The organism is Bacillus cereus group sp. BfR-BA-01309, from assembly GCF_022664315.1.
Classification (GTDB): Bacteria; Bacillota; Bacilli; order Bacillales; family Bacillaceae_G; genus Bacillus_A; species Bacillus_A mobilis.
The window spans coordinates 107,986-122,350 of record NZ_JAKUHE010000001.1; the positions used below are offsets into that span (position 1 = coordinate 107,986).

Sequence of the window (14,365 nt, forward strand, 5' to 3'; positions counted from 1 at the left end):
TTTATTGTTTATGAAATAAGTTTTATGGTTTGAAAAATTACCTATAAATAAAAAAGATGAATTCTATTAAAAATAGAATTCATCCATTTCATAAACGGTATACAAGTGAAGTAAGATATTTATCGTGAGGGTTGAAATGTTATAGCTCAAATTAGTAATAAACTATTTGTTTTTATTGCAGTTACATCCTTTTTTCTTTACATATCCTTGCTCGGCTAAATCTCTTTGTGATTGGGAATTGGAAGATTGAGAATTCGAAGACTGAGAGGATGTTGATGAACTACTATTTTTATTATGAGAGTAGTTTTTTCGATAGTTATAATTACTCATAGTACTATCACCTCCAATTAAATATATAAATATTATATGTATGTACTCTATTAATTGTTACGATAAAAAATAGCAATGGAGGGTATACAATAAAAAATCTCCTACGTATTTTCCGAGGAGATTATGATGGTCTCTTCATGATATAGATTAATATCCCCAGTAGAGAGGAAAATAATATGAATCTTGGTAATATAAATTTTGTTGTGGACTAGGAGGCTGAGTTGGTGGGTTTATCATTCCACGGTTTTGATTACAGTTTGCTGACGGACCAATTACTGTAGTGGATTGAATAGGGGCTACCGCTTGTTTCCATTGTTGTTCATCGAGACAGTAAGTATGAGCCATTATATTAGCGGGAGTTAATCTTAAAATATCAGAACCAAAAATAACTTCTGGGGTTGGGGCGTCGAAAATAGCTAATAAATGAGTACTATCTGTTGTAGCAATTTCATAATGCCACCACGCTTTTGGAATGTTGGCAACTTGCCCTGGTTTTATCGGTAAGTTTAATATTTGGTTTGTAAAAGGATTCAGTAAAGAAACAACCGCAGATCCTGAAATACAGTAAACAAGTTCAGCTGCATTTTGATGAATATGCGGCTCTATAACATTTCCTGTACTTAAATAAATATCTAATAAAGAAGAATTTTCTAACGTATTTAATTGTTTCACGCCAAGTACGTTTATATAATTTTGGGCATCTTTCTGAAAAAAATTACTTTTACTTAAATCATGGGTGAAATTAGTTGAAGGGGAAGTGTAGTCGATACTAGAAGTCATTTGTATTACCCGCCTTTCTTATATTTTCATGCAATTTGAATTTAGGATATGAGTCTAGTTATTGAAATGTGAAAGCGGTGCTGCTCTTGGTTTATAAAGTGATAAAATTGTTCGTTTGTACGCAATATAATTACAATAGTTTCATTGTGAAAAAAGGTGCTGTTAATTACAATTAATGTAAATAATGGCGCTCTTTAAATTTGAATTACAAGGAGAGTGCAGAAAATGAATCATACTATTTTAAAAGAGTTGGAAGTTGAATTGAAAAATTACTTTCAACCGTTTTTGAATGCACCTGCAACAATAGAAGAAATTCAAGATGTTGAAAATGAAATGGGAATTGCGTTTCCAGATGAATTACGTAATCTTTATCTTGCGCATAACGGAGAGGATAAATCAGGACCAGGGGTGTTTTTTGGTTTGCCATTTCTCTCATTAGATCAAGTTTTGGATGAGTGGAGAATATGGAAAAGAATTGAAGAGGATGATTTTTTAAATTCTGATGCATTTTCAATACCAACAGAATGTATAAAGGAAAGATATGTGAATCACAATTGGATACCTATTAGTAAAGATTATGGCGGTAACAATATAGGAATAGATGTTGATCCAGATGAAAAGGGAAAAGTGGGGCAAGTTATTAATTTTGGACGAGATGAAGAAGTAAAATATGTAATTGCGAATAGAATTTCAGACTTGTTACTATTTATTTTACAAACGCTAAAAAATAAAAATTTCACCATTCACGAAGAAGAAAACTATGTATATTGGAGTTATGGTGCTAACGATAATATACATTTTTTAGACGCTTTATTTAATATTGAATTACCTGTTTTACATCCTCAATTTATGTTTCAATCTGAAAATAACGTTAAGAATTGGTACGATAGTTTAGATGAGAATTGGAGAAATATAGTGGGTGAATCTGAACGAGCAGAAAGGTTTATTAGAGAGAAGAGATTATATCTAAGTGGAAAAGGGTTAGTAGATATTAGTCCATTACAGATGTGTACAGAAGTGAGAGAACTAATTTTATCTGGAAATAAAATTCATGATTTAACAGGATTAGAACGAATGAATGCTTTAAAGAAGTTATATTTAGTTAATAATCCGGTCCAAGATTTAATACCAATCATACATCTACAACACTTACAAGAAATGAATATAAAGAATACGAAGATAAATAATTTATCGGCACTTGTAGAAATGTCATCATTAAAAAAATTAGATATTTCACATACTGGTATTCAAGATTTTTCGTTGCTACCGCAGTTTCAAAAATTAGAATCGCTATCTGTACATATTTCAAATCGTGAGCAACTCGATGCGATTTCGAAAGTAGATAATTTAAAGCAATTATACATTTTAGGTTTAGAGAATGTTAGTGAATTGGATTTACTTGTTTTGCAAAATTTAAATAAGTTAATCACAATTGAATTTGAAAATAGCATCATCGCTAATTTATATTGCTTTCAACACAATGCGTCAATTCAAAATATAAAATTGACAGATACAGAGGTAAAGGATGGAGCGGCATTAGGTAAAATGAAAGGACTAAAGGAATTGGAATTAGATGGCGCGACAATTGATAACCTTGAAACAATTTGTTGTTCTCATTCATTAGAAATATTTACAGGATCGTTTGAACAATTTTATAAGTTAAAAGACTCATTTGATAGGAAAATAGATTTTTCAAAAATAATAGGAGGGATGAGTGAAGAAGAAAGTGAAATTTGGCACCAGCATGTAATGGATTAGAAAATAAATTATGTATCACTGAATGTCACATCCCTCGTTAATCGTTCGTCTTGTATGTAGAACAGATAAGGAGGGATTTTGTTATGAAAAATTTGGATGTAGTAATTGTTGGTGGTGGGCTTGCTGGATTAACAGCATCTATATATTTAGCGAAAGCTGGAAGGAAAGTTATTGTATTAGAAAAGTCCAGTCACTTCGGTGGTCGAGGGATGACTAAAAATAATAATGGCATTTGTATGAATCTTGGTGCACATGCTTTATATAGAGGTGGAGAAGCGTTTATAATTTTTAATGAGCTAGGTGTAAATCTTCCAGGTGGAACCCCATCTACAAAAGCACATGGAATATGGAAAGGGGATATTTTTACCATCCCAACAGATTTTCGCTCAATTTTATCAACACCGTTACTTTCATGGTCTGCAAAAGTACAGTTCTCTCGTCTTATGATTCATTTAGGAAAATTAGATGTAGGAAAAGTTCCGAAAATGAGCCTAACTACATGGGCAGAAAATGAAATTAAAGATCCAATGGTTCGAAATATATTTTATGCATTATGCCGAACAACAACATATACGTATGCTCCTACAATACAATTAGCATCTTCAGTATTAAAACAAATACAGCTTTCAATGAAAGAAGGAGTACTTTATGTAGATGGTGGTTGGGAGACGATAATAACAAATTTAAGGGGTATTGCAAGTACTAGTGGTGTGCAATTTCTAGCTAAAAAGAATGTGTTGAAAATAGAGTATTGTGAAGGGAAACAAAGAATACAATGTTTTGACGATGAAGTATTTGAAGCAGGTGCGGTCATTGTAACAACTCCACCGAAAGAAGCTTGTAAAATTATAAAAGGTGCAGAGGGAACAAGTTTGCAAAAATGGAGTGAACAATCTATACAAGTGACCGCGTCAGCATTAGATATTGGTTTAAAACATTTACCGAATCCTTTACATCATTTTGCATTGGGATTAGATCAGCCTATATTTTTCACAAATCAATCGAGAGCAGCTAAATTAAGTGAAGATGGATCAATTGCAGTGAGTCTAATTAAGTATCACAATCCTGTGCTAGAGCTGAATCATATTCAAGAAGATAAAGAACAGTTAAAAAATACAATGGAATTGTTACATCCGAATTGGAAAAGAGAAGTTGTTGCACAGCAATATTTACCGAAAATATCGGTAGTACATGATTTTCCTCATATTGACCGTGTTGAAAACCCTGGCCCTAATATACCTGAAATGCCAGGTGTTTATGTTGCAGGAGATTGGGTTGGGCATGATGAAATATTAGCTGATGCTGCGGTAGCAAGCGGAAAACGTGCAGCGTTACACATTTTAACGCAATTCGAAAGTGAGGCAGTTCATCATGGAAGCGGAGCAATTATATGAAACGTATCAATCATTATTATTTTCGTTAGCATACAGAATCCTTGGGAGTGTTATGGATGCCGAAGATATCGTCCATGACGTATTTATATCGCTTAATAATATGGAGGACGTTCAAGTTATAGAAAATATGAGAGCCTATTTATGTAAAATGGTAACAAACCGCTCAATTGATAAATTACGTTCGGCAGCACATAAACGTAACGTATATGTCGGAATGTGGTTGCCAGAACCATTTGTGGAAGAGATTAATGATCCATCAGAGTCATTTGTAATGAAAGAATCAATTTCTACAGCATATTTATTACTTTTACAACAACTGACTGAGGTAGAGAGAGTTGTTTTCATATTAAAAGAGGTTTTTAGTTATTCTTACGAAGAAATCGCTTCAATTGTTGATAAGAGTAGTGTGAACTGCCGAAAAATTTTTCAACGTGCACGAAAAAGTATTTCGGAAAAGCCGAAGCAGTCAACATTAAGTACGAAAAAGATAGCTGCTTATGTGGAGAAATTTGTATCATCATTGCAGTGTGGGGATGCGCAAGGCATGTTAGAAGTATTAAAAACAGATGCGATACTAAAAGCTGATGGTGGTGGTAAAGCTACAACTGCAATCCATCCAATCTATTCTGCAGATAGAATTATACGTTTATTCTTTGGAATTGGGAAAAAGTTTCCGGAAGAGTATAATGTTGATTATAAAATAGTAAATGGTGCCCCAGGCGTTATTGTTAAAGTAAATAATAAAGTGACTTATGTGCTTTCATTTACATTTGAGAATGAGAAAATCTCAAACATTTATATGATGGTTAATCCTGAAAAACTTATGCACTTAAATGCAACAGTATAAAAAAAGACGCATTTCTTTAGAAGTGCGTCTTTTTTTTATTTCTCTAACATTTCAAGAGGTACATCTTTTTCGCCGGCTACCTCAAATTTAATTTCCCCATCTTCTTCATAAATACGTGAAATAATCGGTATAGTAATCATTAATTTTTTATGCTGTTTTCGTTTTCGAGCAGCATCTAAGCTAATCACGTTCATTGTAAGCATCCTTTCTTCTAGAAATATATAAACAAAAGAAAATGCGTCCGGAAAGGGCGCTTAATTGAATTTGAAATACCGATTCATTTAATTGGGGTTTATATGATTTAACAACTGCAATTGAATTAAAAATAGTATGAATGGAATAATTGCACGTAGAAATTAACTTTACCAAAAAACGAAACAATATGCTATAAAAAAATTTAAATCTTTATCGTATAACGAGAAAAAGATTTTCGTTTCGCATATAATGAAAGTAGACGGGCAGCAAGAGCTTTTTCATCATATTGCTTTGGAAAGGCGATGAAAAAAATGGATACGTTAGATTCATTATTATTTCAACTTGAACAATATGGAGAAGAGCATGATCGAAATAAAAAAACACGGGAAGAAAAATTACGAAATATTTCTCGTGAAATGGGGCAATTTTTATCAATTTTAGTAAAAGGATGTAGTGCAAAAAACATTTTAGAAATTGGAACTTCTAATGGCTATTCTACATTGTGGTTAGCTAACGCGGTAGAAGAAACAAATGGAAGTGTAACGACTGTAGAGCTTTCTTCGGAACGAGTTGGAGAGGCACTTGTCAATTTTGAAAAGGTAAACCTTTTGCAAAGGATTGATGTTCATAATCAAGAAGCAGGGGCATTTTTAGATTCACAGCTAAATCATTCATTTGATTTTATTTTCCTAGATTCAGAGCGTACGCAATACATGTGGTGGCTTGAGCATATAAAACGAATTTTACAACCAAAGGGCTTTCTTGTTGTTGATAATGCTACTTCTCATGCGAGTGAGTTAGCCGAGTTTATAAACATGATTGAAGAAGATGAAATGTTTGAAACGGTGTTATTAGCATTTCAAAATGGAGCATTCGTAGCGCGCAAGAAGAAATAGGAGTGAGCGCAATTTAATTATCACATTGAAAAAGGGTGTATGTCAAAAGATTGCGTACAGTAGGATAAGAAGAACATAATTTATATACGTAATATATGAAGAATCCGCCTTCAGCATGTTGTTCTCTAGGTCTTAAGTCTGAGGAAAATAATGTTGAGAACAGGTATACTTATAGTAAGAAACAGGGAATGACTGCATATGCAGGTATTTCTTGAAAAATCGGTTTCAAACAAGTGGAATTCGATGAATGAGATGAAATATAGTGCATATAAATTCGCACATATAAATAAAGGAGCGATTTTGTTGACTGAACTCGAGAAAAAAGAACCTGTATCGATTGTGAAAGATAATAATGTAGAAGTAGTGGTTGATACAGTTATAAAAGATGCAGAATTAGAGGAACTGAATAAAGAAGCTGATCTTTATGTACAAAAGTTAAATAGCGAGCAAAATACAGATTTATCAAAAGTATTGTCTCAGCTAGGAGATTTAGGAGATAAAGAGCAACAAGCAGCAGGACAAACGTTGTCAGCATTAAAACGTCCTGTAACAGCGATGATGAATGGAAAGAACGAAGAAATTCCAAATACATTGTTAGAATTACGAAAAGTGGTATCAGAACTTGATCCGAATTCCTTAAAAGCAAGTGGTATGAAGAAAATTATGTTTAAAGTATTCAAGAAAAATCCACTTGAAACATACGTGCATAAATATCAATCTATAGATAAGCAAATTGAGGAGATTATAAGATCCCTTCTAATTGGTCGTGACAACTTACAAGAAGATACAGTTGGTCTTGAAATGCTTAAAGAGCAATCGCACGATAAAATTCACGCTCTAGATAAGCAAGTATACTTAGGTAGAAAACTTGCTGGCATGCTGGAAGCTGAGAAACAAAATCCAGAACGTCAAAGAGATATTCCATTAATTAACGATGCATTAGAAAAGATTCTAGTGCGTACACGTAATATGCAGCAAGCGAAAAGTGTTTTATTACAATCTATCGCATCTGTAGATATTATTAAGAAAAATAATGAAAAGTTAACAGAGGCAATTCGTAATGCCATTACAATGACGCAAAACGTTGTAACAGTTTCAGCTGCTATTCAGCTAGCATTAACAAATCAGCGTAAAACAATTGATGCAGTGAATGCGACAAATGAAGCAATTGAATCTATGGTATTAAGTAACTCACAAGCATTAAAACAAAATACAGAAGAAACAACAAAACTGCTTGAAAATCCTGCAATTAGCATGGATAAATTACGCGAATCATTCCAAAATGTGTTTGCTGCGATTGAAGCTTCTGAGAAATCATCAGAACGCATTATCGAGTCAAGTAAGAAGTTTGTTATTGAACTAGATACATTTAATGATGAAATGAAACAAAAACTCATTCAGCGTCCAAGGAAATAACGGACTTTTAGAGGAGGTGAAAAAATGAGTTTCATTCAAACCGTATTAGTACTATTAGGTACATTGCTTTTAATCGCATTTACTGTCGTTGTTTTAGTTGTATATTTCGGACGTAAACTGTATTTTTCATGGACGAAACCATATAAAAGAGCACATGATTCTTTAGATAAGTTATCGAATAAATCATTACCGTTTCTACAAGAATTTACACAACATCCGCTCTTTTATCGCTGGATTCGTACAGAAGGAAAGAAAGAACAGTATACATTAAACACTCTTTTCTGTGCATCGGGTCAACGTACGAGAGAGCAAGTATTCTCAATGTTACCGAAAGAAAAACAGAAAAAAGTACATGTAATGGCAAAAACAACGAAAAAACTTACAAATGAAGATATTGATGTAGCGGCGATGAAAGTAAAAGATTTTTTAAGACAAGAAACGCAGCAAACAGTAAAACCGACAGACTTATCGTTTTATAAATTGTATTTTTATGATCGATATCCAGATGCATTAAATACAATTCAAGCGTATAAGCGCTCAATAAATCCTTCATTACAACGAACGGTTGATGATATTACAATTTCAGTATTAAATGCCTTGCCGTATTATCAGGAGCAGCGTATGTTTGAGCAACAGCATAAACTTGAAACATTTTTAATGAAAGATTTAACAGCTATGCTATCGTTAGTCGTACAATTACCACCTTCACAACGACCAGAAAAAGAAGAAGAACTAAAAATCTACTTACAAAATTTCCAAAAAGAAATGGAAGTAGTCGAGCGAGATATTCGTGATTCGATTGATCACGATTTGAATGTGAAGATGAGAGCAGCGACTGAGAAGTTTAAGAATAAATAATAAAAGCGCCTTAAAGCTATATTTCGTAGCTTTTAAGGCGCTTTTTTATTAGATGTTATTTTGCTGTAACGGTTGTATGACTAGATGCAATACTTTCATTATGCAATCGATCAACTGCAGTTACTACATACGTGTACGTCTCTCCAGAAATAGCTGTTTTATCTATATAAATTTCTCCAAGCTTTGTTTTTCTTATAGTAGTGAGTAAATGTTTTGGATTTTCTATATCCACTTCATTTTTCCCCTTTACACGGTAAATGGCGTAATAAGCAGAGTCATTCTCTCTATCATCAATGATACCTACAGCAATACCTTCATCTCTTGGAATGGCCCCTTTTAAAGTTGGTTGTTTTGGTGGCTCATGATCAAGCCAAGGCATAGGCGGAATAAGTGCAGGGTGTTTATATATGTCTTTTGCGAGTCTATCTTTAACCCCTAGCGGATTGTTATTAATATCTTTTAAGCTAAAATGCATACTACCTTTTATTTCAGAATATAACCGGTTCAATGCAATTTGTCTTGGATATTCTTCTGGATCATACCAAGCGGGGACAGAGTTGTTATTAATTTTATAAGTCGCCTGACCGATGTATAGGTGAATCGGTTTATTATTTGTTTCTTTTACCCACCAATCTACTAATATGTCATATGCAGCTGGTGTGAAACCAATATTCCAGTAAATTTGCGGTGTAATGTAATCAATGTATCCTTTTTGTATCCACTCACGTGTATCAGCGTAAAGGTCATCATAGTTTCTTTGACCTGCGGTAGTGTTAGAGCCAGTTGGATCATCGGCTATATTTCGCCATACGCCAAACGGACTTATACCAAACTTTACATATGATTTTTCTTGTTTTATAGCAGTATTTAAATCTTTGACAAGTTCATTTACATTGTCACGTCGCCAATCTTCTATATTTGTAAATCTACCGTTATTATAGGTTTCGTACGTTTTTTGATCGGGGAATTCTTCACCTGCTACTTTATATGGATAAAAATAATCATCCATATGTATCGCATCAACATCGTAATTTTGCACGATTTCTAAAGCACCTTCAGTTATAAATTTTTTCACTTCTGGAATACCAGGATTGTAATATAATTTTCCGCCATAAGGTACAACCCAATCCGGATGTTGCCTTGCAGGATGATTATTTGATAATCGATTTATATCAGTGTGATTCATCGTTATTCGGTACGGATTAATCCATGCGTGGAATTCTATATTTCTTTTATGAGCTTCTTCAATCATAAATGCGAGCGGGTCGTATCCAGGATCTCTTCCTTGTGTACCTGTAATGTATTCAGACCAAGGACCGTAATGGGAAGGGTAAAAAGCATCAGCAGTTGGTTTTATTTGTACAACGACTGCATTCATACCGGTGTTTTTTACATCTTCTAATAATCTAATAAATTCTTGTTTTTGATTTTCGATGGGTAAGCCAGTTTTTGAGGGCCAATCAATATTAAGAACAGATGCAATCCATACAGCACGTAATTCATGTTTTTTGTACGTAGCATTTACTTCAGCGTAAGTAGAGTGAGGGGGAATGAAAGAGAAAGGAATAAAAAAGATGGCGATACAACATATCATTAATAAACGTTTAACAATCATTTATACGCCTCCCTATTATATCGTTAACTAATATGATATCCGAGGTGAGGTTGTTCTTACAATTGAGAAAAATACATATTGAAACATTAATTTAATAGGAAAAATATTTTTAGTGAAATTTACTTTCATCATAACTAAATTCTTTCACTTCTTCATATGCTTGTTAGTAAAGTGAAACTTCCTTTCATTCGAAGGGGCTAATTTATAAGTATAGGAGGATTAATAAATGAAGGTTTTATTCGTTTGTTCTGGAGGAATGTCCAGTGCAATTGTTGTAAACGCTTTAAAAAAAGAAGCGGAGAAAAAAGGGGTAAACATGGAAGTGCATGCGATTGGAACAAATGAGGTAGAAGAAGAAGTGAAGAATGGCTGGGATGTTGTAATGGTTGCACCTCAAGTAAGACATCGATTCGATTCAGTTAAAAAATTTGCAGAAGAGGAATCTATTCCGTGTGGTATCATTCCGCCGCAAGCATATACACCGCTTGGCGGACCGACTTTATTAAAAACTGTAAATGAATTAATTAGTTAGGGGGAAGCGTTATGAATAAGTTTGTCACGTTTCTTGATAAAAACTTATCTGGACCGATGGCAAGGCTTTCTGAACAGAGGCATTTACAAGCAATCCGTGATGGAGTTATTTCAGCGTTACCATTTATTATAGTAGGAAGTTTCTTTTTAATCGTAGCATTTCCACCATTACCGAAAGATAGTTTCATATCCGTTTGGGCATTAAAAAATCAAACAAGTATATTAATACCATATCGTTTAACGATGTTTATTATGTCGTTATATATAGCATTTGGAATAGGATATAATTTAGCGAAAAGTTATAAGCTAGATGCTTTATCAGGAGCACAGCTTGCAGTATGTTCCTTGCTATTAACGTTAACACCTGAATTAATTGATAAAAAAGGGTTTATGCTTCCGATGACAAATCTCGGAGGTCATGGATTATTCGTGACGATGATTGTTTCTATTTTATCAGTTGAGATTTTAAGATTTTGTAAGAAGAAAAACGTAACGATCAAAATGCCAGAACAAGTACCACCGTCAGTAGCGCGTTCGTTTGAAGCGCTTATACCTGCGGCTTTCGTTATTATTATTATGAGCATTATTACTGTCGTTTTTAAAGTAGATGTACATTACGTTGTGGATAAATTAGCAGCACCATTAGTTAAAGCTGGTGATAGTTACTTTGGCGTTATTATACCAGTATTTTTAATTACATTTTTCTGGTCTTTCGGGATACACGGTGTATCCGTTGTAGGCACTGTTGCGAGACCACTTTGGGATGTGTATTTAGGGAAGAACGGTGAAGCTGTAGCAAGTGGCGCGAGCCATTTTCCATTCATTGCACCAGAGCCGTTTTATCAATGGTTTATTTGGATTGGTGGTTCGGGCGCAACGCTAGGACTTGTATTAGCCATGATAGTTTTTGGTAGATCAAAATATTCGAAAGCATTATCGAGAAGTTGTATTGTGCCTGGAATTTTTAACATTAATGAACCAGTTATATTTGGTTTACCAATTGTCCTAAATCCAATCTTAATTATTCCTTTCGTTATTACACCACTAGTAACAGCTACTATAGCATATTCTGCAACTGCAATGGGATTTGTAACACCAACACACATTATGCCACCGTGGACACTACCAGCTCCAATTGGTGCATATTTAGCTACAGGAGGAGATTGGCGTGCAGTTGTATTAGTTTTAATAAATATAGCAATATCATTCCTTATTTATCTACCATTCTTTAAAATGTACGACAAAAATATGCTTGAAATTGAAAAGAGTGGAGACGGAGAATCTGTTAATCCGTGATTTTTAAACTGTCTTTATGAGTGATAGGTATTTTGCCTATCACTTCTTTCACATGAAGTCCAGAGAGGATGAAATGGAATGGGTATAAAATTTAGTTATAAAGGTGTATTTTTATTACTATTTGGAGTGATATGTGCAAATTTACTATTTGTACCTTTATTAAGAATGCTAAATTTATCACAAATGCATAGTATATGGCTCGTTACAAGCATTGCAGCAAGTGTTTTGCTTACAGTAGTTGTTTCTTTTATTGATGGATCATTTGCATCAAAGACTCAGTTGTTTTTTAGATTTATAATATTTTCAATTGGTTGTACGTTTGTAACTTACATGATTGTCTTTTAGTAAGGGGGAGGTTATGCATGTTATGTATATTGCAGGGGTAATGTCTGGTACTTCGTTAGACGGAATAGATGTAGCACTCGTTCATATAGAAGGAAGCGGTGTAGGTTCTAAAGTTGAACTAATACATTTTACTACTGTGCCGTTTTGTAATGATATGAAAAATGAGATCCAGCAGGCATTATCAATAGAAAATTCAAATGTACAACTTATATGCAGTTTAAATTTCAAACTCGGTTTATGCTTCGCAGGTGCTGTAAAGGAAGTTTGTAAAGAGGCCAATTTTCCTTTGGGACAATTAGATGTAATTGGTTCTCATGGACAAACGATTTATCATCAGCCAAAGCAAGATGGTACTATGATTCCTTCCACATTACAAATTGGAGAACCAGCAGTAATTGCGTATGAAACGAAAACGACAGTTATTTCTAATTTTCGAACGATGGATATGGCAGCAGGGGGACAAGGTGCACCACTTGTACCATATTCAGAGATTATTTTGTATCGTCACCAAACTAAAAATAGACTACTACAAAATATTGGCGGGATCGGTAATGTTACCGTAATACCAAGTCAACTAAGTGATAAGAGTGTTATAGCTTTTGATACAGGGCCAGGGAATATGATAATGGATGAACTATGTCAAAGGTTATTTCGGTTGCCGTATGATCAAAATGGTAAAATTGCAAAACAAGGAGTAGTTGTGGAAGAAATTTTGACATATTGTATGAATCATCCATTTTTGAAAATGAATCCACCTAAATCAACTGGTAGAGAACAGTTTGGAGAAGAATTTGTCAGTGAGTTATTGAAGCGGTTTGAAAAGCATTGTAAAGAAAATATATTGACGACTGTCACGATGTTTACTGCAAATTCAATTGTATATCATTATAAGGAGTTTATTTTACCGTATTATGAAATTGATGAGGCAATTCTAGGTGGTGGCGGAAGTTATAATGATACACTTGTAGAAATGATACGGCATGGATTGAAAGAAGAAAAATGTGCATTATTCCTTCAAGAGGATATAGGCTTTTCTTCAGAAGCGAAGGAAGCAATCGCCTTTGCCATTTTAGCAAATGAAACATATCATCGTAATCCGAGTAATGTGCCGAGCGCAACAGGTGCAACGCAATCTGTAGTTTTAGGGAATATAACATTCCCTCCAATAAGATGATGAAAATGAGGCGAACATATGAAGTACATGATTGGAATAGACGGCGGGGGAACGAAGACAGAAGCAATTGCATTTGATAAAGACGGAAACGAAATTGTAAGAGCTACAAGTGGTTTTGGAAATATATTAATAGATTTTGAAGAAGCTCTTGTGCATATTATGGAAGTGATTGATCAATGCCAGAAAGGGTTATTAAATGGGCATTGCGTTTGTATTTGTTTAGGGTTAGCCGGTGTAAGTGGAATAAATACGGATGAATTAACAGTACGTTTAAAAAAGAAGTACGGAACACAAATTGAAGTTTTAAATGATGCAATGATTGCACATGCAGCTGCTTTAAAAGGGAAGGATGGAATTTTAACGATTGGTGGTACAGGTGCAATTTGTATTGGAAAGAAAGGAGAAGTGTACAAGTATAGTGGTGGATGGGGACATATTTTAGGAGATGAAGGAAGCGGATATTGGATTGCGTTACAAGGTTTAAAGAGAATGGCAAATCAATTTGATCAAGGAGTTACACTTTGTCCATTAAGCTTAAGGATTCAAGACGAGTTTCAACTATTAACATCGTCTCATATAAAACAACTAGTATATAGTTTTTCAAAAGATAAAGTTGCAGCAATTGCACCGCTAATTATTGAGGAAGCGAGAAATGGGAATGATGATGCACATAAAATTATTCTACAAGCGGCTAAGGAATTAACAAGAATGACGGTGAATATTTACAATAAGATGCAGTTTAATTTATCCGCTTCAATTGCAGTAAGTGGCAGCATATTGCGTTTCGTTCCTGAAATATATGCTGAGTTTAAGAAATGCTGCGAGAAAAGTATAGGAGATGTTATGTTTGTATCACAATCAGAACCAGCAGTGAAAGGAAGCTATTATTTAATGAAGAATATATATTTTAAAAAATAGCTGTATGAGAAT

Annotated in this window: 14 protein-coding genes; 11 read left to right on the forward strand and 3 right to left on the reverse strand. The window is 34.0% G+C overall.

Features of this window, described 5'->3' with window-relative positions; all coding sequences use genetic code 11:
• Positions 1-477: 477 nt before the first annotated feature.
• The gene (locus MR115_RS00525; RefSeq protein ID WP_242239245.1) at positions 478-1,110 is read right to left on the reverse strand and encodes a cupin domain-containing protein; all 633 of its coding nucleotides are present in this window, start codon (positions 1,108-1,110) and stop codon (positions 478-480) included.
• Positions 1,111-1,335: 225 nt separating this feature from the next.
• Between MR115_RS00525 and MR115_RS00530 the strand changes: the two genes are divergently transcribed.
• From MR115_RS00530 to MR115_RS00540, 3 genes are all read left to right on the forward strand, one after another.
• A complete protein-coding gene (locus tag MR115_RS00530; RefSeq protein WP_242239247.1) occupies positions 1,336-2,868 on the forward strand; it encodes an SMI1/KNR4 family protein in 1,533 nt (510 codons plus the stop codon).
• 83 nt (positions 2,869-2,951) lie between these two features.
• Positions 2,952-4,262 (forward strand): phytoene desaturase family protein, encoded by a 1,311-nt coding sequence (locus MR115_RS00535; protein WP_242239248.1) that lies wholly within the window; start codon positions 2,952-2,954, stop codon positions 4,260-4,262.
• Positions 4,240-5,109 carry a sigma-70 family RNA polymerase sigma factor gene (locus MR115_RS00540; protein ID WP_144534297.1) on the forward strand — a complete coding sequence of 290 codons (870 nt, stop codon included), beginning with the start codon at positions 4,240-4,242 and terminating at the stop codon, positions 5,107-5,109. Before MR115_RS00535 ends, MR115_RS00540 begins: the two co-directional genes overlap by 23 nt.
• A 35-nt stretch (positions 5,110-5,144) precedes the next feature.
• On the opposite strand, the gene MR115_RS00545 is transcribed toward MR115_RS00540, so the two are convergent.
• A complete protein-coding gene (locus MR115_RS00545; RefSeq protein WP_001100983.1) occupies positions 5,145-5,303 on the reverse strand; it encodes a hypothetical protein in 159 nt (52 codons plus the stop codon).
• Positions 5,304-5,606: 303 nt separating this feature from the next.
• Here MR115_RS00545 and MR115_RS00550 point away from each other — a divergent pair, with 303 nt between their 5' ends.
• The 3 genes from MR115_RS00550 to MR115_RS00560 all read left to right on the forward strand — a co-directional run bounded on the left by MR115_RS00550 (position 5,607) and on the right by MR115_RS00560 (position 8,474).
• Positions 5,607-6,200, forward strand: coding sequence for an O-methyltransferase (locus tag MR115_RS00550; RefSeq protein WP_063261056.1), 594 nt, complete (start codon positions 5,607-5,609; stop codon positions 6,198-6,200).
• A gap of 303 nt (positions 6,201-6,503) precedes the next feature.
• Positions 6,504-7,616 carry a toxic anion resistance protein gene (locus MR115_RS00555; protein ID WP_000137398.1) on the forward strand — a complete coding sequence of 371 codons (1,113 nt, stop codon included), beginning with the start codon at positions 6,504-6,506 and terminating at the stop codon, positions 7,614-7,616.
• A gap of 24 nt (positions 7,617-7,640) precedes the next feature.
• Entirely contained in the window at positions 7,641-8,474 is an 834-nt protein-coding gene (locus tag MR115_RS00560; RefSeq protein ID WP_000008385.1) for a DUF3974 domain-containing protein, read from the forward strand.
• A 55-nt stretch (positions 8,475-8,529) separates the two neighbouring features.
• On the opposite strand, the gene MR115_RS00565 is transcribed toward MR115_RS00560, so the two are convergent.
• On the reverse strand, positions 8,530-10,089 hold the full coding sequence (locus MR115_RS00565) for a glycoside hydrolase family 10-like protein (protein ID WP_242239249.1): 1,560 nt from the start codon (positions 10,087-10,089) through the stop codon (positions 8,530-8,532).
• A 226-nt stretch (positions 10,090-10,315) separates the two neighbouring features.
• On the opposite strand from MR115_RS00565, the gene MR115_RS00570 reads away from it, so the two are divergent.
• The 5 genes from MR115_RS00570 to MR115_RS00590 all read left to right on the forward strand — a co-directional run bounded on the left by MR115_RS00570 (position 10,316) and on the right by MR115_RS00590 (position 14,353).
• A complete protein-coding gene (locus MR115_RS00570) occupies positions 10,316-10,621 on the forward strand; it encodes a PTS sugar transporter subunit IIB (RefSeq protein WP_063261053.1) in 306 nt (101 codons plus the stop codon).
• 11 nt (positions 10,622-10,632) lie between these two features.
• Complete coding sequence (locus tag MR115_RS00575) at positions 10,633-11,916, forward strand: PTS sugar transporter subunit IIC (protein ID WP_061679234.1); 1,284 nt, start codon at positions 10,633-10,635, stop codon at positions 11,914-11,916.
• A 78-nt stretch (positions 11,917-11,994) separates the two neighbouring features.
• Complete coding sequence (locus MR115_RS00580) at positions 11,995-12,261, forward strand: hypothetical protein (RefSeq protein WP_097818858.1); 267 nt, start codon at positions 11,995-11,997, stop codon at positions 12,259-12,261.
• 22 nt (positions 12,262-12,283) lie between these two features.
• Positions 12,284-13,435 carry an anhydro-N-acetylmuramic acid kinase AnmK gene (gene anmK / locus MR115_RS00585; RefSeq protein ID WP_097865412.1) on the forward strand — a complete coding sequence of 384 codons (1,152 nt, stop codon included), beginning with the start codon at positions 12,284-12,286 and terminating at the stop codon, positions 13,433-13,435.
• Between the two features lie 18 nt (positions 13,436-13,453).
• Positions 13,454-14,353 carry a BadF/BadG/BcrA/BcrD ATPase family protein gene (locus MR115_RS00590; protein WP_242239250.1) on the forward strand — a complete coding sequence of 300 codons (900 nt, stop codon included), beginning with the start codon at positions 13,454-13,456 and terminating at the stop codon, positions 14,351-14,353.
• Positions 14,354-14,365: the final 12 nt, after the last annotated feature.

Bases quoted from the DNA above. Each gene is read 5' to 3' on its own strand.
- MR115_RS00535 (WP_242239248.1), top strand. From the start codon at position 2,952: ATGAAAAATTTGGATGTAGTAATTGTTGGTGGTGGGCTTGCTGGATTA.
- MR115_RS00575 (WP_061679234.1), top strand. From the start codon at position 10,633: ATGAATAAGTTTGTCACGTTTCTTGATAAAAACTTATCTGGACCGATG.
- MR115_RS00530 (WP_242239247.1), top strand. From the start codon at position 1,336: ATGAATCATACTATTTTAAAAGAGTTGGAAGTTGAATTGAAAAATTAC.
- MR115_RS00540 (WP_144534297.1), top strand. From the start codon at position 4,240: ATGGAAGCGGAGCAATTATATGAAACGTATCAATCATTATTATTTTCG.
- anmK (WP_097865412.1), top strand. From the start codon at position 12,284: ATGTATATTGCAGGGGTAATGTCTGGTACTTCGTTAGACGGAATAGAT.
- MR115_RS00590 (WP_242239250.1), top strand. From the start codon at position 13,454: ATGAAGTACATGATTGGAATAGACGGCGGGGGAACGAAGACAGAAGCA.
- MR115_RS00550 (WP_063261056.1), top strand. From the start codon at position 5,607: ATGAAAAAAATGGATACGTTAGATTCATTATTATTTCAACTTGAACAA.
- MR115_RS00580 (WP_097818858.1), top strand. From the start codon at position 11,995: ATGGGTATAAAATTTAGTTATAAAGGTGTATTTTTATTACTATTTGGA.
- MR115_RS00545 (WP_001100983.1), bottom strand. From the start codon at position 5,303: ATGAACGTGATTAGCTTAGATGCTGCTCGAAAACGAAAACAGCATAAA.
- MR115_RS00570 (WP_063261053.1), top strand. From the start codon at position 10,316: ATGAAGGTTTTATTCGTTTGTTCTGGAGGAATGTCCAGTGCAATTGTT.
- MR115_RS00560 (WP_000008385.1), top strand. From the start codon at position 7,641: ATGAGTTTCATTCAAACCGTATTAGTACTATTAGGTACATTGCTTTTA.
- MR115_RS00565 (WP_242239249.1), bottom strand. From the start codon at position 10,089: ATGATTGTTAAACGTTTATTAATGATATGTTGTATCGCCATCTTTTTT.
- MR115_RS00525 (WP_242239245.1), bottom strand. From the start codon at position 1,110: ATGACTTCTAGTATCGACTACACTTCCCCTTCAACTAATTTCACCCAT.